Here is an 18,555-nt window from a genome sequence, read left to right on the forward strand (position 1 = left end):
GACGCCCCCGCGGCCAGCCGGGTTCACTTCAGGGAGAAGTCCACGCGCGAGGGCTGCCCCTCGTCCTTGATGCCTTCGGCGTCCAGTTGCGACGCAACGATGAACACCCGTTCCGCGAGTCCTTCCTGGGCTTGCAGCTTCTCATAAACCGCCTGCGCGCGGGCATCCGCCAATTGCCGCAGCTGCTCTTCGCCTACGGGCGCCACGCTGCGCAGCATCTCCTCCATCTGCTCCGCCGGCACGGACTTGGCCATGCCGATGAAGTTGCGCGGCTTGTCCTTGATGTCCGTGTCGTCGTAGACCTCTTCCAGGTACTTGGCGCGCTCGGCGTCCGATACCTGCACGCCCGCCGGATTCGGCTTCTTGCCGCGCGGCGCGGTGTCGGCGGCTTTGGCGGCCCGGATCTGGCCGTCGACCCAGGCCTGGCGCAGGCCTTCCATGTCGGTCTTGGGGTCGGCGCGGCCGCTGATGTCCATTTTCAGCGCGGGACGGTCCAGCAGCGCCTTGGTCAGCGTGTCGATGCGCTGCACGCTGTCTTCCGTGAGCGCCGCGCTGCCGGGCGCGAATTCCACATAGGACAGCTCTTCGCCGCCGCCGAAGGCCGAGGCCAGCAGGCTGAAGGGCGAGGTCACGGCCTTGACCACCAGGTTCATCAGCACGCGGACGACAATGCCGCCTACCGAGAACTCGGGGTCGTCCAGCGATCCGGAAATCGGCAGGTTGATGTCGATATTGCCGCGCGAATCCTTCAGCAAGGCCACCGCCAGCAGCACGGGCAGCTTGGTCGCATCGGGGCTGTTCGTCTTGTCGCCGAAGGTCAGCTGGTTGAGCACCACGTGGTTGGTCGCCTGCAGCGCGCGGTCCTTGATCTTGTATTCCAGGTCGACCGACAGCTTGCCGCGCTTGATCGGATAGCCCACGTACTTGGCGGAATAGGTATTGAAGCGCGGCAGGTCCACGCCCTTGGCCGAAGCCTTCAGGTCCAGCGACAGGTACTTGGCGAACGGCTGCACGATGCCGCTGATCGACAGCGGCGCGGTCGTGTAGACGCGGCCGGTGACCTTCACCTTGGCCGGCTGGGGATTGGTGGACGAGACCGCCGTGATCGCCCCCTCGACGCTGGACAGTTCGGCCACGTAGTTGGGCTTCACGAAGCGGTCGGTGAAGGTCATGCGGCCGCGCTTCAGGGTGACGCTGTTGACCGCGATATCGGGCATGGCGCTGCCCCCGCCGCCCTTGGCGGACGGCGCGGGCGGCGGCGCTGCGTTGCGGCCCGGCGCTTGCGTGTCCTGCGTGATGGACCCGCCCGCCTGGCCCGGCGCCGCCACCAGGTCCATGACGTTCAGGCGCCCCTGCGCATTGAGCAGCACACGGCCGTAGAAATCCTCGAGCGCGATGTCGCCCAGCCTGGCGCCGATCTTGTCGCCCGCCACCGAGATGTCCATGCCCGAGAAGCCCAGCCGCTTCCAATTCAGGAAGTCGTCGTTGTTGACGCGGTCCTGGAGGTCGACGCCCGTGACTTCGACGCCCCCCTTCCAGCTGGCCTTCAGCGGCGTATTGCCGGCCGCCGCCGCGAATTCCGCGTCGCCCTTCGCGCCCAGCGTGATGGCGCGCACAGTGGCGTTCAGACTGGAGGCCGCGTACGGCGCGAAGGACGCGACGTTCAGTTCCGACAAATCCACCGACGTCTTCACGGCCAGGGGCTGCGGCGTGAAAGCGCCCTTCAGGTCCAGCTTGCCGTTGCCCTGGATGCCCGCCGCCGCCAGCGTGAAATTGCTCTGGCCAGGCCCCATGGCAAGGCGGTCGGCGGTCACGTGCAGGCTTTGCAGGACAATGTCCAGCGCGGGCTTGAGGGATTCGTCGCGCGCCTTGAATTGGGTGAGATCGGCCTGCACCGCGGTCGCGGATGCATCCACCGCGCCGTTGCGCTCGCGCACATGCACCTGCGCCGCCGCGCCCAGGCGGCCGTCCAGCAGCGCGATCGGCGCCGCGCTGCGAACCGCCGGAGACAGGGGCGCCAGCGCGATGTTGCCCAGACGCACGCCCAGTTCCAGCGACAGCGGCTTCAGCACCAGCGGCCCCTTGGCGCGCAGCCAGCCGCCGTCGGTGCTGTTGTCCATTGTCAGCCACAGGTTGATGGGCTCGTCCTTTACCTGCGGCAGGGCCACGCCCTCGACCGTGGCCGCCAGGCCCGTCATGACGTAGTCCAGCTTGCTGATCGCATCGGTGACGTACACCTCGCCTTCGTGCAGGTTGAAGGCGTCCAGCGCCACCGTCCATTCCGCGGGAGCCGCCGGCGCGGCAAGCGTGGTGGGTGCCGCGGGCGCACCCCCGGCGCCCGCCACGGCTGGAGCAGCCGGAGCGACGGCACCAGCGGGAGCAGCCGCGGCCGGTTCCGGCGCCGCGGCCTGGGCGGCGGCCGGCGCGGCGGCCGGGGCAGCCGCCGGGTCCGCCGCCTTCTTTGCCGACGGATTCAGCCCGCTGGCCTTCCTGAGCTTGTCCGCCACGGGCGTGGCGGTGGGCTCGACGCCGCCTAGCTGTTTCAGCTGGGCGACCACGTCCAGCCAGTTCAGATGTTCGTTGGCGTAGCGGCGCACGTGGATCTGCGGCGCCCAGAGCCCAACCTCGCCCACATAGACGCGGCGCGCGATCGGTTCCAGTTCCAGGCGGCTGACGGTCAGCGCGCTCCATGCCGCCAGGCCCTGGCCCGCGGTATCGCGCAGGTCGAGCCGGCGCAGCCCCAGGTCGCCCACGACGCGGATCTTGGGCGGCGCGTCCTTGGGCTGTTCGAACACGACCTGCAGGTTGGAATCCAGCAGCGCGCTCTCGACCTTGAACGGCAGCGGCATGGGCCAGACGTCGGCCCACTTTTCCAGCTGCAGGCCGTTGAACGCCACCCGCAGGGTCGACGACGGCACCACGTCGAAAGGACGGGCCACGCCGGTCAGGTCGAAGGGGCTGCCGTTGATGCGCAGATGCAGGCGGGGCTGCACGTCGATGTCGGTGGCGTAGCCGAAGGTCGAAATGAACGGCACGCCCACGCCCAGCTCGTCCATGACCTGCTTGCGGCCGGTGACCTTGTCGTCCAGCGTGATGGAGCCGTTCTCGATGACCATGTTGTTCAGCGAGAAGCGGGGCAGCCCTTCGTCCGGCTTGGGCGGCTCCTCGGGCTTGGCGGCCGCCAATTCGGCCACGCGTTGCTGAATATCAGAGAAGTTGAACCGGGTGACGTCCTCGCGCACGATGGCGATGTTAGGCTCGCGCAGCGTCAGGCGATCGACGACGGGCGCGAACCAGAACAGCGAGGTCCAGGCGGCGCTGGCGTCCAGTTCGGCAAGCGTCAGCAGCGGCGTCTGCGAGCCGGGCTGGGCCACGGCCAGGTCGCGTGCGCGGACGGTCAGCGTGAAGGGATTGAACGTGATCTTGCCGACGGAAACGTCGCGGCCGATCATCTTGGAGACGTCTTGCGTCAGGACGCTGCTCAGGACCTTGGGGACTTGCCAGGCTGCGACGCCGAAGAGGATCAGTATGAATGCCGCGATGCCCAGAAGAATCTTGCCGACCCGGCGTGTCAACCGAAGCTTTGGCATCCGCAAGGGCATTGCGCGTCTCCTGATACGAATTGAAGGCCGTGCGATTCCGTCCTTCTAATGACTACAGGCGCGATTATCGCGCCCCCTTCACTGCTCGTCTATCATAGGCGTATCAGCGGCCTTGCCCAGCCGGACGGGGCCGCTCTTTTCAAACATTAACAATTCTCGCTCCCGATTCCCATGTCCACGTCCACCCCCACCTTGAGCCATCTGGATGAAAGCGGCCAGGTCCGCATGGTCGACGTCATCGCCAAGACGGACTCCGAACGCGTGGCGATCGCCACCGCCGGGATACGCATGAACGCCGTGGCCTACGGCCTGCTGACCCAACCGGGCCGGGGCAAAGGCGAGGTCCTCAATACCGCGCGCGTGGCCGCCATCCTTGCCGCCAAGCGCTGCGCCGAGCTGATCCCGCTCTGCCACAGCCTGCCGCTGTCTTTCGTCGGCGTCGAGTTCGCGCTGGACGACGCCGCGCACCGCATCGACATCCTGGCCACCTGCCGCACCAGCTACAAGACGGGCGTGGAAATGGAAGCCATGATGGCCTGCAGCGTGGCCGCGCTGACCATCTACGATATGTGCAAGGCTGCCGACAAGGGCATCGTGATCGAACAAGTTCGCCTCAAGTACAAGGCGGGAGGAAAAAGCGGTGAGTGGCGCAACGATTAATCTTCTCTACTTCGCGCGCGTGGCCGAACTCGTCGGCAAGCGCTCCGAAACCTGGCCCGTGGAAGGCGATTCCACCGGCGCGCAGTTGCTTGCCGCCCTGGGCGAACGCTATCCCCAGCTGGCTCCCGCCGCGCGCCTGAAACTGGCCATCAACCAGACCCACGCCAAGCCGTCCGCCCCCATCCGCGCGGGCGACGAGGTCGCGGTATTCGAACCCGTCACCGGAGGTTGAACGCCATGATCAGCGTCCAGGAAGCCGATTTCGATGGCGCCGCGCTCACGGCCGCGCTGCGGGAACGCGCGGGGCCGGGCGTGGGCGGCATTGTCACGTTCGTGGGCTACGTGCGCGACTACACGCCCGACTCGCCCACCGACACGCTCTTTCTCGAGCACTACCCCGGCATGTGCGAACGCGAACTCGAAGAGATCGCCGAAACCGCCCGCGCCCGCTGGAACCTCGACGGCACGGTGATCGTGCACCGGGTAGGCGCGTTGCCGCGCAACGCCCAGATCGTCTTCGTCGCGGCGGCCAGCGCCCACCGCGGCGATGCCTTCCGAGGCTGCGAATACATCATCGACGCGCTCAAGACCCGGGCTCCCTTCTGGAAACGCGAAACCCTCGCGGACGGCGACAGCTTCTGGGTGGAACAACGCCAATCCGACCAAGACCGCACGCAGTCCTGGGATGAAAAGGCCCCCACGCCGCACGCTACGCGCTTGCTGCCCCCCAAGGAGGCCGTTTTTGCCTCGGGGCGGCCCAGCGGCAAAAAATCCTCAACGACAAAGAAGGAGCATCCATGAGCGACGAAAGCCCCGTTTCGCTGGCCTGCGCCGTGCTGACGGTCAGCGACACCCGCAGCGCGGGCGACGACACGTCCGGCAACCTGCTCGCCCAGAACCTGGCGCGCGCGGGCCATCAATGCGTGCGCCGCGACATCGTCAAGCACGACCTCTACCAGATCCGCCGCATCCTGAGCGAATGGATCGCCGATCCGGAAGTCCAGGTCATCATCACGACCGGCGGCACCGGCTTCGCGCCCCGCGACCAGACGCAAAAGGCGGTACTGCCGCTGCTTGACCACGATGTGCCCGGCTTCGGCGAGCTCTTCCGCCAGCTCTCCCACGCCGACATCGGCAGCTCGGCCATCCAGTCGGGAGCCTTCGCGGGCTCCGCCAACCGCACGCTCATCTTCTGCCTGCCCGGCTCCAACAACGCCTGCGAGACCGCCTGGGAACAGATCCTCCGCGAGCAGCTGGACAGCCGCCACCGCCCTTGCAATTTCGCCACGCAATTCAAGAACCGCGAAGAAGACAACTGACCCATGCTGGATTTCGATCAAGCCCAGACCCTGCTGGCCAATGCCGCGGGTCCGCTGCAACGCAGCGATGAAGTAAGCCTGGCCGACGCCGCCGGCCGCGTGCTGGCGGCCGACCTCCAGGCGACCGTGGACATCCCGCCTGCCGACAACAGCTCCATGGACGGCTATGCGCTGCGCACGGCCGACTGGGGCCCCGGCGTCCGCCTGCCCATCCAGCAGCGCTGCTACGCCGGCGACGTGCCGGAACCGCTCAAGCCCGGCCACGCCATCCGCCTGTTCACGGGCAGCCTGATTCCCGACGGCGCCGATACCGTCGTCATGCAGGAAGACACGGTGGAAGCCGACGGCCAGGTGGAGATATCGCGCCAGCCCGTGTCCGGCCAGCACATCCGCCGCCGCGGCGAAGACACCATGGCCGGCGCGCCGCTGCTGGCCACGGGCACGCTGCTCGAGGCCGCGCACGTGGCGCTGCTGGCCTCGCAAGGCCTGGCCAACGTGCGGGTCTTCGGCCGATTGCGCATGGGCATCCTGACCACCGGCGACGAGCTGGTCCTGCCCGGCCAGCCGCGCGCAATGGAACAGATCTACAACTCCAACGGGCCGATGCTGGCCGCGCTCGCGCGCGGCATGGGCGCCCTGCCCGTCCACGTGCTGCATGCGCGCGATACCGAGGCAGACCTGCTCGCGGCCTTCAAGACGCTGCTCGCCGACTGCGACCTGGTGCTGACCGTGGGCGGCGTGTCCGTCGGCGAGCGCGACCTGGTCAAGCCCGCCCTGGCCACGCTGGGCGGCGAACTATCGTTGTGGAAGGTGCGCATGAAGCCGGGCAAGCCGGTGGCGCTGGCGAAGATCGACGGCAAGCCCGTGGTCAGCCTGCCCGGCAACCCGGTCTCGGCCTACGCGGTGTTCGCCATGCTGGTCTCGCCGCTGGTGCGCCGGATGCAGGGCCGCGAAACCCTCTTCCCGCCGGTCAGCCGATTGCCCTTGCGCACGGAGCAGCCCCGCCAGGACGCGCGCGAGGAATTCCTGCGCGTGCAGCGCCGCGCGGCGGATGACGGCAGCGGCGAACTGGTGCCTTATGGCAACCAGGGGTCGGGCGTGATCAGCTCGCTGCCCTGGTCGACCGGCCTGGCCCGCCTCCCGGCGGACGTGCCGGTGCAAGACAAGGACCGGGTCCCCTACTACGACCTGCGCCACTGGCTGGCATAGCCGCCGGCCGTCCGGACCGCAGGCGCACAGGCGGCTTGCACCGGGTTCGGGCGCACCGGCGGCGTCAGCCGCCGATATAGCTCATTTCGATCTTGCGGGACGGGTCGGCCATGTTGCGGCCGCGCAGTTCTGAATAGTTGTCGCCGCGCCCGGCCCAGATGCCCGCCAGGATGCGCGCCAGTTCGTCATCGCTTGCGCCGTCGCGCAGCGGGGCCCGCAGGTCATAGCCTTCGTGCGCGAACAGGCACAGGAAGAGCTTGCCCTCGGGCGACAGGCGCGCGCGCGTACAGCCGCCGCAGAAGGCGTGCGTAACGCTGGAGATAACGCCGATTTCGCCGCCGCCGTCCAGGTAGCGCCAGCGTTCGGCCACGCGGCCCATTTCGCCATCGGTGATGGGCTCGATCGGATAGGCCGAACCGATGCGGTCCAGCACTTCCTGGCTGGGCACCACTTCGGCAAGATTCCAGCCGTTGGTGTTGCCGACATCCATGTATTCAATGAAGCGCAGGATATGGCCGGTGTTGCGGAAGCGCTCGGCCATCGGCAGGATCTGGCCGTCGTTCAGGCCGCGCCGCACCACCATGTTCACCTTCACCGGCGCCAGGCCGGCCTCGGCGGCGGCATCGATGCCGCGCAGCACGTCGTCCGGCGTGAAGCCGCTGTCGCTCATGCCCTGGAACATGGCGGAATCCAGCGCGTCCAGGCTGACCGTGACGCGCGTGAGCCCCGCCCGCGCAAGATCGGCGGCCTTGCGGGCCAGCACGCTGCCGTTGGTGGTCAGGGTGAGATCCAGCGGGCGGCCTTGCGGCGTGCGCAATCCGGCCAGCAGGCCCACCAGGTTCTCGAGGTGCTTGCGCAGCAGCGGCTCGCCGCCCGTGAGGCGGATCTTTTCCACGCCCAGGCGGGTGAAGATGCCCGCCAGGCGACTGATTTCTTCGAAGGAGAGCAGCGCCGAATGCGGCATGAAGGTATAGCTGCTGTCGAACACTTCGCGCGGCATGCAGTACGTGCAGCGGAAGTTGCAGCGGTCCGTGACCGATATCCGCAGATCGCGCAGGGGACGCGCGCGCAGGTCGAGCGCGGGCTGGCCGTCGGGCGGCAGTTCCCCGGGCACGACGGAAGCCGGGCGGCCGGTTCGGTGATCGGCAAGGAGTATCACTTTGCTCATGGGGACATCATATCCCGGCGCCCGGCGCCGATGGGAAGGCTTCTTCAAGGGTTTGCAGCCGCCCGGTGTCGCGGGCGTCGTAGCCTACGAGTTGGCCGACGTAACCGACATAGTCGGGGCTGCGCATGATGGACAGCAGGTCGCGCATGGCGGGCGTTTCGAGCGCCGACTTGCGGACGGCGAAGAAATAGCGTTCGCGCACGAGCGGGATGAAGTCCAGCCCGAAGCGGCAGGCGGCCGTCTCGACGCCCATACCCGTGTCCGCCATGCCGCTGGCGATATGCGCGGCGATGGCCATATGGGTGAATTCGTTGGTTTCATAGCCCTGGACCTCGCCGGTCGAAACCCCCGCGCGCTGCAGCATCAGTTCCACCAGGTAGCGCGTGCTGGAGCCGATCTGGCGGTTGACGAAGCGCACGTCCGGGCGCGCCAGGTCCGCCATGCCGCGTATGCCCTTGGGGTTGCCGGCGGTGACGAACAGGCCGGCATTGCGCACCGCAAGGTGGATGAGCACGTTTTCGTCCGGGTGCAGCCATTGCGCGTAGCGCCCCATGATGGGCGCCTCGAAGTCGCCTAGCGGCACCTGGAAGCCCGCCAGGTCGCATTCGTGGCGCTCCAGCGAGGCCAGCGCCTCGATTGCGGTGCGGTAGCGCAGTTCCAGGCCGGGCTTGCGGCTGCCCATGTGCTGCATCAGCGACTCCACCGCGAAACCGTGGCTGGCGTGCAGCCGGAGGTGCGGGCCGCTCTCGGGCAGCAGGCGCTCGAGCTCTTCCTGCAGTTCCGACGCCATGCTGTCCAGCGTGGGCATCAGGCGCGCCTCGATGCGCCGGTTGGCCCACAGCAGGCGCTGGGCGAACGGCGCCAGCTGGGTTCCCTGGCGGCGGTTGGTAATGAGCAGCTGCGTGCCGAAGATGCCCTCGAAACGCCGCAGCACGCCCCAGGCATGCCGGTACGACAGCCCGCAGGCGCGGCAGGCGCCGGCGATGTTGCCCGTGGCGTCGATGGCAGCCAGAAGCGCCAGCATGTCCTGCAAAGGCACGGGGACCGACTCGTCGCCGCTGCCCAGCATCCACTGCGGGCGCAGGCCGATACGGAACTTATATGTCATTTATTTCTTATTGAAGACGCGCGATTACCTGGATAAAGTACAAAAATAACACGGGGCCGAGGCTATTTATGTGCTTTTTAAAACATATAAATCCCGCACAGCACCCCGTCCAGCACAACAGCAGGAGGAGACCGACGTGCAACAGCGCGAGGCAACATCCGATCTGGCGTCCAGCGGCGGCGCCCGCGGCGGCCAGATGGCCCTGGACGCGGCCCAGGCGTCCCCCACCCCGGCCATCGCGGCCACCGCCCGCATCCTTGCCCGGCTGAAAGACCAGCCAGGCCCCCTGCTTCCCGTGCTGCACGCGGTCCAGCACGAATTGGGCTGTATCCCGGCCTCGGCGGTGCAAACCATCGCCGAGGCCCTGAACCTGTCCCGCGCCGAGGTCCACGGCGTCATCACGTTCTATCCGCATTTCCGCAGCGAACCCGCTGCGCGCCACAAGCTGGAGGTCTGCCGGGCCGAATCGTGCCAGGCCATGGGCGGCGACCGCCTGGCCGATCACGCGCGCGAGGCGCTGGGCTGCGATTTCCACGCCCGTTCGCCCGACGGCAATTTTTCGCTGGAGCCGGTGTATTGCCTGGGGCTGTGCGCCCAGTCGCCGGCCGTCATGATCGACGGCCGCCCGCAGGCCCGCGTCACCCCCGAGAAACTGGACCGCCTGCTGGCCCGCACGCTGGAGACCACGCCATGAGCGCCCCCATCGTCATCTATGTGCCGCGCGACGCCGCGGCCCTGGCCATGGACGCGGACGCGGTGGCCCGGGACATCGAACGCATCGCGGATCAGCGCGGCCTGCCCGTGCAGATCGTGCGCAACGGCTCGCGCGGCCTGCTCTGGCTGGAACCCCTGGTCGAGATCGCCACGCCGCAAGGGCGCGTCGCCTACGGCCCCGTGCAGCCCGAAGACGTCGCCGGGCTGTTCGATGCCGGCTGGCTGGCGGGCGACGAACACGCGCTGCGCCTGGGCCTGACGGAAGCCATTCCCTACCTGAAACATCAAGAGCGCCTGACCTTCGCGCGGGTCGGCGTGACCGACCCGTTGTCCCTGCAGGACTACGCCGCGCACGGCGGCCTGCAAGGGCTCAAGCGTGCCCTGGCCATGGCGCCGGAACAAATCGTCGAGGAGCTGGTGGCGTCGGGCCTGCGCGGCCGGGGCGGCGCGGCGTTTCCGACCGGCATCAAATGGAAAACCGTGGCCGCGGCGGCCGCCAGCCAGAAGTACATCGTCTGCAACGCGGACGAAGGCGATTCCGGCACCTTCGCCGACCGCCTGCTGATGGAAGGCGACCCCTACGTGCTGATCGAGGGCATGACCATCGCCGGCCTTGCGGTGGGCGCCACCTACGGCTATATCTACGTGCGCTCGGAGTATCCCCAGGCCATCGACACGCTGGAAGCCGCGATCGCGCGGGCCCGCAGCGTGGGCTGGCTGGGCGGCGACGTGCACGGCAGCGGCCGCCGCTTCGACCTGGAAGTGCGCGTGGGAGCAGGCGCGTACATCTGCGGCGAAGAAACCTCCCTGCTCGAAAGCATCGAGGGCAAGCGCGGCGTGGTCCGCGCCAAGCCGCCGCTGCCCGCCGTCTCGGGCCTGTTCGGCAAGCCCACCGTCATCAACAACGTAATTTCGCTGGCCACCGTGCCGATCATCCTGGCCAAGGGCGCGGCCTACTACCGCGACTATGGCGTGGGCCGTTCGCACGGCACGCTGCCCTTCCAGCTGGCGGGCAATCTCAAGCACGGCGGGCTGGTGGAAAAGGCGTTCGGCCTGACCCTGCGCGACCTGCTGTACGGCTTCGGTGGCGGCAGCGCCTCCGGACGCCCGCTGCGCGCGGTGCAGGTGGGCGGGCCGCTGGGCGCCTACCTGCCGGAGTCGCAATGGGACGTGCCGCTGGACTACGAAGCCTATGTCCAGATCTCAGCCATGATCGGCCACGGCGGGCTGGTAGCCTTCGACGACACGGTCGACATGGCGCGCATGGCGCGCTACGCGATGGAGTTCTGCGCCATCGAATCCTGCGGCAAGTGCACGCCCTGCCGCATCGGTTCCACACGCGGCGTGGAAACCCTCGACAAAATCGCGGCAGGCGGCCCCGGCCGCGAACAGCAGGTGCACCTGCTGCGCGACCTGTGCGACACCATGCTGGCCGGCTCGCTCTGCGCGCTGGGGGGCATGGCGCCCTACCCCGTGCTGTCCGCCCTGAACCATTTCCCGCAGGACTTCGGCATCCCCTCCTCCCAGCCTGCCGCGCACGCGGCCTGACCCCGAGACCGTCATGCTAGAAACCGTCATCAAGCGCGATCGCGACATGGGCACGCCGGCGCGCGAGTCCGTCGAAACCGTCACCCTTTCCATCGACGGCCAGGCCATCACCGTACCGGCCGGCACGTCGCTGATGCGCGCGGCCGCGGAGGCCGGCATCAATATCCCCAAGCTGTGCGCGACGGACAGCCTGGAAGCCTTCGGCTCGTGCCGGCTTTGCCTGGTGCAGATCGAGGGCCGCCGGGGCTACCCGGCCTCGTGCACGACGCCGGCTGAAGACGGCATGGTCGTCTACACCGAGACGCCGAAGCTGCATGATTTGCGGCGCGGCGTGATGGAGCTCTACATCTCCGACCATCCGCTGGACTGCCTGACCTGTCCGGCCAACGGCGATTGCGAACTGCAAGACATGGCGGGCGTGGTGGGCTTGCGCGACGTACGCTACGGCTACGGCGGCGCCAACCACCTGCAAAGCGAAAAAGACGAGTCCAACCCGTACTTCAGCTACGACCCGTCGAAGTGCATCGTCTGCAACCGGTGCGTGCGCGCCTGCGAGGAAACGCAGGGCACGTTCGCGCTGACGATCTCCGGCAAGGGCTTCGACTCGCGCGTATCGCCAGGGCAGGACCAGCCGTTCCTGGACAGCGAATGCGTGTCCTGCGGCGCCTGCGTGCAGGCCTGTCCCACCTCGACCCTGCAGGAAAAGACCGTCATCATGATGGGCCAGGCCGAGCACTCGGTCATCACCACCTGCGCCTATTGCGGCGTGGGCTGCGGCTTCAAGGCCGAGATGAAGGGACAGGAAGTGGTGCGCATGGTGCCCTGGAAAGACGGCCAGGCCAACCGCGGCCATTCCTGCGTGAAGGGCCGCTTCGCCTGGGGCTACGCCACGCACAAAGAGCGCGTGTTGAAGCCCATGATCCGCAAGCACATCACCGATCCCTGGAAAGAAGTGTCCTGGGACGAGGCCATCGGCTACGCGGCCGCCGAATTCCGCCGCATCCAGGAAGAACATGGCCGCGACGCGGTCGGCGGCATCACCTCGTCGCGCTGCACCAACGAAGAAACCTGGCTGGTGCAGAAGCTGGTGCGCGCGGCGTTCGGCACGAACAACGTCGACACCTGCGCGCGGGTCTGCCATTCGCCTACCGGCTATGGCCTGAAGCAGACCCTGGGCGAATCCGCCGGCACGCAGACGTTCGACTCGGTCATGCATACCGACGTGGTGATCGTCATGGGCGCCAACCCCAGCAGCGGCCACCCGGTGTTCGCCTCGCGCCTGAAGCGCCGCCTGCGCCAGGGCGCCCGCCTGATCGTGATCGACCCGCGCCGCATCGAGCTCGTAAGCTCGCCGCACATCAAGGCCGACTTCCACCTGCAGGTCCGTCCGGGCACCAATACCGCGCTGCTGTCCTCGCTGGCGCACGTGATCGCCACCGAGGGCCTGATCGACGAGGCCTTCGTCGCCGCACGCTGCGAAGCCAAGTCCTTCAAGGAATGGCGCGACTTCGTATCCCTGCCTGAGAACTCGCCGGAAGCGATGGAAGAAATCACAGGCGTGCCCGCGCAGTCCGTGCGCGGCGCGGCGCGGCTGTACGCCACGGGCGGCAACGGCTCCATCTACTACGGCCTGGGCGTGACGGAACACAGCCAGGGCTCGACCACCGTCATGGCGATCGCCAACCTGGCAATGGCCACCGGCAACGTCGGCCGCGAAGGCGTGGGCGTGAACCCATTGCGCGGACAGAACAACGTGCAGGGGTCGTGCGACATGGGGTCGTTCCCGCACGAGTTGCCGGGCTACCGCCACATCTCCGACGACGCCGTGCGCGGCGAGTTCGAGCGGGACTGGGGCGTGACCCTGCAGCCCGAGCCGGGCCTGCGCATCCCCAACATGTTCGAGGCCGCGCTCGCAGGATCGTTCAAGGGCCTGTACTGCCAGGGCGAAGACATCGTGCAGTCCGATCCCAACACACAGCATGTGGCCGCTTCGCTCGCGGCCATGGAGTGCATCGTGGTGCAGGACCTGTTCCTGAACGAAACCGCCAAGTACGCGCATGTGTTCCTGCCCGGTTCCTCGTTCCTGGAAAAGGACGGCACCTTCACCAACGCCGAGCGCCGCATCTCGCGGGTGCGCAAGGTGATGGCGCCCAAGAACGGCAAGTCCGATTGGGAAGTGACGGTGGCGCTGTCCAATGCGCTGGGCTACCCCATGAACTACCGCCATCCCGGCGAGATCATGGACGAGATCGCCCGCCTGACGCCGACGTTCGCCGGCGTCACCTACGACAAGCTGGACAAGCTGGGCAGCCTGCAATGGCCGTGCAACGGCGAGGCGCCGGAAGGCACGCCCATCATGCACATCGACGAGTTCGTGCGCGGCAAGGGCAGATTCATGATCACCAAGTACGTGCCCACCGACGAACGCAGCACGCGCCGTTTTCCGCTGCTGCTGACGACGGGCCGCATCCTGTCGCAATACAACGTGGGCGCGCAGACCCGGCGCACGCCCAACGTGGTGTGGCACGGCGAGGATCTGCTGGAGCTGCATCCGCAGGACGCCGAAGACCGCGGCGTGCGCGACGGGGACTGGGTCGGCGTGCAGAGCCGCGCGGGCGAGACCGTGCTGCGCGCCACGCTGACCGACCGGGTGCAGCCGGGCGTGGTGTACACCACCTTCCATTTCCCCGAGTCCGGCGCCAACGTCGTCACGACCGACAGCTCCGACTGGGCCACCAACTGCCCCGAGTACAAGGTGACCGCCGTGCAGGTCACGCGCGTTTCCCAGCCCTCGGAATGGCAGCGCCAATGGTCGCGCTTCGCGGACATCCAGCAAAAGCTCCTGCATGAACGGGAGCGCGAGAACGAAGCGGCGCTGACCGGGAAGTGACCGCCTTACAGAACCGCAGCAACGCATCCATGCCCCCGCCTCTGCCTTCCTCCCGTTCCGACTGCGCGCAGGTCCAGGTCACCCGCCTGCGCGCGGGCGCCCTCGAGCCCGGCGCCGAACCCGACTACGTCGCCCTGGAAACGCCGGTGGCGCTCGAGTTCAACGGCGTCAGCCACGCCACCATGCTGGCAACGCCCGCCGATCTCGAAGATTTCGCCGTGGGCTTCTCGCTGTCCGAAGGCATCATCGGCGGCATCGGCGACGTGCGCGGCATCGACCTGCTGCCGCAGCCCGACGGCATCGTGGTGCAAGTGGAAATCTCCACGGCCTGCGAGGTACGGCTGAGATCCCGGCGGCGCGCCATGGCCGGCCGCACGGGTTGCGGGCTGTGCGGCGTGGAAACGCTGCCGGAAGTGCTGCGGCCGGTGGCGCCCGTCGCCAACCCTGCGCCCGTCAGCTTCCAGGCGGTGCTGGCCGCCATGCGCGACATCCGCGCGCGCCAGGCGCTGCACGACATCACCGGGGCCACGCACGCCGCGGGCTGGGCCGGCGCCGAGGGAACGGTGGCGTTGGTGCGCGAGGACGTAGGCCGCCACAATGCCCTGGACAAGCTCGTCGGCGCGCTCGCGCGCCAAGGCGTGCGCGCGGGCGACGGCATCCTCGCCGTATCCAGCCGGGCCAGTTTCGAGATGGTGCAGAAAACGGCGGCGGCCGGCGTCAGGGTGCTGGCGGCCGTGTCCGCGCCCACCTCGCTGGCCATCCGCCTGGCGAACGACGCCAACGTGACGCTGCTCGGCTTCCTGCGGGGGGACGACGCCACGCTGTACTCCCACCCTGAACGCATCATTACCTGAACCGGATCTCACGCAGCATGGAAATCGGCAACCTCATCCGCATGGCCAACCGCATCGGCCAGTTCTTCGAAGCGATGCCCGACCGGCAGGAAGCACAGGAAGGTGTGGCCAATCACATCCACAAATTCTGGGAGCCGCGCATGCGCAACGAACTCCTGGGCTTCCTGGCGCGGCAGCCCGACGGCGACGCCGGCCACGAGCACCTGCACCCCCTGGTGCTGGAGGCGGTGACGCAGAACCGCCAGCGCCTCACGCCGCTCGCCCGCGCGCAGTAACGCGGCGCGGCGGGGCGCGAAGCTGCTACATTGGCAACCCGCGCCCCTTTTCTCTTGCGTCCCGATGAATTCCCTGCCCCGCGCGCCCCAACCTGCTGGAGCGATACGTTGACCCTTCCTGAAATCCGCTGGGAAGAAAACCAGACTCCGCACGCCGCCCGCTGGCGTTCCGAAAGCGGTGCCGCGCCGCCCAAACGCGTCGTGGTCGTGGACGACACCCTGACCGCCGACATGGCGTACCGCCAGGCCTGCGAAGGCGTCGGCCTGCTGTGGCGCGGCGATTACCAGAATGCGCGGCAGCTGCTTCAGGCCATGACGCGCCGCGTCGACAAACGCCCCCGCAAGCCCGTGGACACGCTGCTCGACGCCTTCAACCAGCACCGCCAGATCCAGTCGCAGCGCGCGCGCATCCTCGGCATGCTGCTGATTCCCTTCGAGGCCGGCCACGGCATCCCCCTGCGCCGCGCGCCCGACGCGCGGCAGGCCTGCGAAGCCGCCCACGGCCCCGCCGCCGAGCCCTATGTGGCGTCCCTGCGGGAACTGCTGGGCCTGATCGGCGCCTTCGAGTGGCGCAAGAAGGGCGTGGAAATCCCCGCGCTGGGCGCCCGCATTCACCCCCACTACGGCGTGTTCTCGCCCGTGCGCGGCGAATACGTGGACCTGGTGGCGCGCGCGCCGCTGCCGCCCGGCGGCACGGCGTTCGATATCGGCACGGGCACCGGCGTACTGGCGGCCGTACTGGCGCGGCGCGGCGTCAGGCGCATCGTCGGCACGGACCAGGATCCCCGCGCGCTGGCCTGCGCCCAGGACAACCTGGAGCGGCTCGGCCTGCAAAACCAGGTGGAGCTCGCACGCGTCGACCTGTACCCCGAAGGCCGGGCATCGCTGATCGTCTGCAATCCGCCCTGGCTTCCCGCGCGCCCCAGCTCGCCCGTGGAGCACGCCGTCTACGATCCCGACAGCCGCATGCTGCGCGGCTTCCTGGACGGCCTGGCCGCGCACCTGGCGCCGGCGGGCGAAGGCTGGCTGATTTTGTCCGACCTGGCCGAACACCTGGGCCTGCGCAGCCGTGAACAGCTCCTGGAGATGTTCCGACTGGCGGGCCTGCGCGTCGTGGACCGGATGGATACCCGGCCCACGCACGGCCGCGCCAAGGATCCGTCCGACCCGCTGTATGCGGCGCGCTCGAAGGAAGTCACGTCGCTCTGGCGCCTGGCCGCCGCATAAGAAGCCCGGCGCGCCCCGCTACACCCGCCCCGCCGCCACGTTCACGCTGATGGCGATGATGAACACGTTGAAGAAGAAGGCGATGACGCTGTGCGTCAGGGCGGTGCGGCGCAGCCGCCGGTTCACGATCTGCACGTCCGATACCTGGAACGTCATGCCCAGCACCAGCGCGAAATAGGCGAAATCCCAGTAGTCGGGGTCTTCCGTGCCCGGGAAGTCCAGCCCCTTGTGCATGGCGTTGCGGTGGCCGTAGTAGCCGTGGGCGTAATGCAGTGCGAAGATCATGTTCATGTAGAGCCACGACAGGATGATGGTGGCGGCGGCCGCCAGCACGGCGACGGCGCTGCCCGCCCCGCCCGCGGCCCTCAGTTCCACCCACAGGGCCATCATCACCATGCAGGACAGCGCCACGCTGCTCCACAGCACCCCGGTGCGCCCGACGTCCTGCTCCTGCGCATGCTGGCGCATGGACGCGGCGCTGGTCCGGCCGAACACGCGCGCCGTCAGCACCAGGAAAACGAACGCCCCGGCGTCAAAGCCCAGCAACAGCGCCAGCACCAGCGGCACGCCCGCCGCGTACAGGCCGCAGGCCGCCGCCAGCAGCAGGACCGCGCACAGCACCAGGCGCCGGTGCGCATGGAAGAACGGCAGGCTGGCGGCGGATGAAGCGGCGTTCTCGGGCTCGAAGTCCTTGAGCGGCGGCATGGCGGGCTCCTGCGCGCGGCGCCCCCGGGCGTTGCGCCCGCGGGCCCCTTTCCGGGTTGAAGGCCCTACCCTAACCGATGCCGAGCAAACCGGCCAGCGCGCCGCCGAACAGCAACCACAAGGGATGGATGCGGGTGACGCTGCCCAGCAATGCCACCACTGCGGTAATGGCGCCCAGCAGCCAGGTATGCACCGACGCCTCGGTGATGAGCGCCGCGCTGGCGGCCACCAGCCCGACCGTCATCGGGAAAATGCCGGCCTGGATGACGCCGCGCCACGGACGGTCCTTGAACCGTTCCCACAATCCCAGCGCGATGACGGTGATCACCGAAGACGGGCCGAACTTGGCGATGGTGGTGACAATCAGGCCCAGACCGCCGGCCACGTGCCAGCCGACCAGCGTAACCACCATGAGGTTGGGACCCGGAGCGGCCTGCCCCAGGGCGAACAGCGCGGAAAAATCCGCTGCCGTCATCCAGCCGTGCACCTCCACCACCTGGCGCTGCATCTCGGGCAGGATGGTGTTGCCGCCGCCGAACGCCAGCACCGACAGCTCGGAAAAGATCAGGGCCAGGGCTATCAGGGTATGGATCATCGACGTTGCCTCCAGACCATCAGGATGCTCAGAGGCGTCAGCACGGCCATGGTGGGCAGCAAGGGGATGCGCAGCACGGCGATGGCGATGAAACAGGCCGTGGCGACCACGCCGGCCAGCCAGTCGCGGCGCTTGACCACCGGCGTGCCGATCTTCACGGCCATCGAGATCAGCAGCCCCGCCGCGGCGGCGGCCAGCCCGGCGAACAGATGCTGGATGTGCGGGTCGTTCTGGAAGCGCTCGTACACCATGCCCAGCAGGACCACGATCGCCGACGGCGCCAGGATCAAGCCCATCAGCGCGGCAAAAGCCCCGCGCGGCCCCCGGAACTTCATGCCCAACGCAACCGACAGATTGATGATGTTGCCGCCGGGCAGGAACTGGCACAGCCCCAGCAGATCGGTGAATTCCGGTCCGCTGAGCCAGCGGTGCTTCTCGACGACCATGCGGCGCGCCAGCGGCAGCGCGCCGCCGAATGCGGTCAGGCCCAGCATGAGAAATCCGTAGAACAATTGCCCGCAAGTGGGCGCAGGCCGGAGTCCGGCCTCGGGGGTGGAAGGTGCTGCGTTCATCGTTGTTATGCCGTGGCCTCCCGGGACGCGCCCGCTGTCCGGAAGCGGCGCGGGCGTCTGTTGCGCACCGGCAGGGCCGGTGCGAGGGAAAGGACACGAAGGGGTGCTC

The 18,555-nt window shown here is 68.3% G+C and carries 16 protein-coding genes and 1 pseudogene; 11 read left to right on the forward strand and 6 right to left on the reverse strand.

Features of this window, described 5'->3' with window-relative positions; genetic code table 11:
* Positions 1-23 precede the first annotated feature (23 nt).
* A complete protein-coding gene (locus AGI3411_RS24455; RefSeq protein WP_129529914.1) occupies positions 24-3,602 on the reverse strand; it encodes a DUF748 domain-containing protein in 3,579 nt (1,192 codons plus the stop codon).
* A gap of 171 nt (positions 3,603-3,773) precedes the next feature.
* Here AGI3411_RS24455 and moaC point away from each other — a divergent pair, with 171 nt between their 5' ends.
* From moaC to AGI3411_RS24480, 5 genes and pseudogenes are all read left to right on the forward strand, one after another.
* Positions 3,774-4,262, forward strand: a complete 489-nt coding sequence (moaC, locus tag AGI3411_RS24460; RefSeq protein ID WP_129529915.1) for a cyclic pyranopterin monophosphate synthase MoaC — start codon at positions 3,774-3,776, stop codon at positions 4,260-4,262.
* Positions 4,243-4,494 (forward strand): MoaD/ThiS family protein, encoded by a 252-nt coding sequence (locus AGI3411_RS24465; RefSeq protein ID WP_129529916.1) that lies wholly within the window; start codon positions 4,243-4,245, stop codon positions 4,492-4,494. The genes moaC and AGI3411_RS24465 overlap by 20 nt, the downstream gene beginning before the upstream one ends.
* Before the next feature lie 5 nt (positions 4,495-4,499).
* A pseudogene (locus AGI3411_RS24470) lies at positions 4,500-4,952 on the forward strand (molybdenum cofactor biosynthesis protein MoaE); the annotation flags it as partial.
* A gap of 107 nt (positions 4,953-5,059) precedes the next feature.
* Positions 5,060-5,581, forward strand: coding sequence for a molybdenum cofactor biosynthesis protein B (moaB, locus tag AGI3411_RS24475; RefSeq protein ID WP_129529917.1), 522 nt, complete (start codon positions 5,060-5,062; stop codon positions 5,579-5,581).
* 3 nt (positions 5,582-5,584) lie between these two features.
* A complete protein-coding gene (locus tag AGI3411_RS24480; protein ID WP_129529918.1) occupies positions 5,585-6,790 on the forward strand; it encodes a molybdopterin molybdotransferase MoeA in 1,206 nt (401 codons plus the stop codon).
* Between the two features lie 64 nt (positions 6,791-6,854).
* On the opposite strand, the gene moaA is transcribed toward AGI3411_RS24480, so the two are convergent.
* Complete coding sequence (gene moaA / locus AGI3411_RS24485) at positions 6,855-7,958, reverse strand: GTP 3',8-cyclase MoaA (protein ID WP_129529919.1); 1,104 nt, start codon at positions 7,956-7,958, stop codon at positions 6,855-6,857.
* 7 nt (positions 7,959-7,965) lie between these two features.
* Positions 7,966-9,066: a substrate-binding domain-containing protein gene (locus AGI3411_RS24490; protein ID WP_129529920.1), complete on the reverse strand. Its 1,101-nt coding sequence runs from the start codon at positions 9,064-9,066 to the stop codon at positions 7,966-7,968.
* Positions 9,067-9,202: 136 nt separating this feature from the next.
* On the opposite strand from AGI3411_RS24490, the gene AGI3411_RS24495 reads away from it, so the two are divergent.
* The 6 genes from AGI3411_RS24495 (at position 9,203) to AGI3411_RS24520 (ending at position 16,574) form a co-directional block, all read left to right on the forward strand.
* Positions 9,203-9,760, forward strand: coding sequence for a formate dehydrogenase subunit gamma (locus AGI3411_RS24495; RefSeq protein ID WP_165359263.1), 558 nt, complete (start codon positions 9,203-9,205; stop codon positions 9,758-9,760).
* The gene (locus tag AGI3411_RS24500; RefSeq protein WP_129529921.1) at positions 9,757-11,328 is read left to right on the forward strand and encodes a formate dehydrogenase beta subunit; all 1,572 of its coding nucleotides are present in this window, start codon (positions 9,757-9,759) and stop codon (positions 11,326-11,328) included. The genes AGI3411_RS24495 and AGI3411_RS24500 overlap by 4 nt, the downstream gene beginning before the upstream one ends.
* A gap of 13 nt (positions 11,329-11,341) precedes the next feature.
* Complete coding sequence (fdhF, locus tag AGI3411_RS24505; RefSeq protein WP_129529922.1) at positions 11,342-14,218, forward strand: formate dehydrogenase subunit alpha; 2,877 nt, start codon at positions 11,342-11,344, stop codon at positions 14,216-14,218.
* Between the two features lie 29 nt (positions 14,219-14,247).
* The gene (gene fdhD, locus AGI3411_RS24510; protein ID WP_129529923.1) at positions 14,248-15,072 is read left to right on the forward strand and encodes a formate dehydrogenase accessory sulfurtransferase FdhD; all 825 of its coding nucleotides are present in this window, start codon (positions 14,248-14,250) and stop codon (positions 15,070-15,072) included.
* Positions 15,073-15,089: 17 nt separating this feature from the next.
* A complete protein-coding gene (locus tag AGI3411_RS24515; RefSeq protein ID WP_129529924.1) occupies positions 15,090-15,347 on the forward strand; it encodes a formate dehydrogenase subunit delta in 258 nt (85 codons plus the stop codon).
* 108 nt (positions 15,348-15,455) lie between these two features.
* Complete coding sequence (locus AGI3411_RS24520; RefSeq protein WP_129529925.1) at positions 15,456-16,574, forward strand: methyltransferase; 1,119 nt, start codon at positions 15,456-15,458, stop codon at positions 16,572-16,574.
* An 18-nt stretch (positions 16,575-16,592) separates the two neighbouring features.
* Here AGI3411_RS24520 and AGI3411_RS24525 read toward each other — a convergent pair whose 3' ends face one another.
* From AGI3411_RS24525 to AGI3411_RS24535, 3 genes are all read right to left on the reverse strand, one after another.
* Complete coding sequence (locus tag AGI3411_RS24525; RefSeq protein WP_129529926.1) at positions 16,593-17,279, reverse strand: DUF1345 domain-containing protein; 687 nt, start codon at positions 17,277-17,279, stop codon at positions 16,593-16,595.
* A gap of 70 nt (positions 17,280-17,349) precedes the next feature.
* Positions 17,350-17,874 carry a chromate transporter gene (locus tag AGI3411_RS24530; protein ID WP_129529927.1) on the reverse strand — a complete coding sequence of 175 codons (525 nt, stop codon included), beginning with the start codon at positions 17,872-17,874 and terminating at the stop codon, positions 17,350-17,352.
* Complete coding sequence (locus tag AGI3411_RS24535; protein WP_129529928.1) at positions 17,871-18,446, reverse strand: chromate transporter; 576 nt, start codon at positions 18,444-18,446, stop codon at positions 17,871-17,873. Before AGI3411_RS24535 ends, AGI3411_RS24530 begins: the two co-directional genes overlap by 4 nt.
* Positions 18,447-18,555: the final 109 nt, after the last annotated feature.

The sequence above is a fragment of the Achromobacter agilis genome, assembly GCF_900496965.1.
Lineage (GTDB): Bacteria > Pseudomonadota > Gammaproteobacteria > Burkholderiales > Burkholderiaceae_B > Achromobacter > Achromobacter agilis.

Excerpts from the sequence above, each read along its gene's own strand:
- AGI3411_RS24530 (WP_129529927.1), bottom strand. The coding sequence starts at position 17,874 with ATGATCCATACCCTGATAGCCCTGGCCCTGATCTTTTCCGAGCTGTCG.
- AGI3411_RS24535 (WP_129529928.1), bottom strand. The coding sequence starts at position 18,446 with ATGAACGCAGCACCTTCCACCCCCGAGGCCGGACTCCGGCCTGCGCCC.
- AGI3411_RS24500 (WP_129529921.1), top strand. The coding sequence starts at position 9,757 with ATGAGCGCCCCCATCGTCATCTATGTGCCGCGCGACGCCGCGGCCCTG.
- AGI3411_RS24490 (WP_129529920.1), bottom strand. The coding sequence starts at position 9,066 with ATGACATATAAGTTCCGTATCGGCCTGCGCCCGCAGTGGATGCTGGGC.
- fdhF (WP_129529922.1), top strand. The coding sequence starts at position 11,342 with ATGCTAGAAACCGTCATCAAGCGCGATCGCGACATGGGCACGCCGGCG.
- fdhD (WP_129529923.1), top strand. The coding sequence starts at position 14,248 with ATGCCCCCGCCTCTGCCTTCCTCCCGTTCCGACTGCGCGCAGGTCCAG.
- moaB (WP_129529917.1), top strand. The coding sequence starts at position 5,060 with ATGAGCGACGAAAGCCCCGTTTCGCTGGCCTGCGCCGTGCTGACGGTC.
- moaC (WP_129529915.1), top strand. The coding sequence starts at position 3,774 with ATGTCCACGTCCACCCCCACCTTGAGCCATCTGGATGAAAGCGGCCAG.
- AGI3411_RS24480 (WP_129529918.1), top strand. The coding sequence starts at position 5,585 with ATGCTGGATTTCGATCAAGCCCAGACCCTGCTGGCCAATGCCGCGGGT.
- moaA (WP_129529919.1), bottom strand. The coding sequence starts at position 7,958 with ATGAGCAAAGTGATACTCCTTGCCGATCACCGAACCGGCCGCCCGGCT.
- AGI3411_RS24515 (WP_129529924.1), top strand. The coding sequence starts at position 15,090 with ATGGAAATCGGCAACCTCATCCGCATGGCCAACCGCATCGGCCAGTTC.
- AGI3411_RS24455 (WP_129529914.1), bottom strand. The coding sequence starts at position 3,602 with ATGCCCTTGCGGATGCCAAAGCTTCGGTTGACACGCCGGGTCGGCAAG.
- AGI3411_RS24525 (WP_129529926.1), bottom strand. The coding sequence starts at position 17,279 with ATGCCGCCGCTCAAGGACTTCGAGCCCGAGAACGCCGCTTCATCCGCC.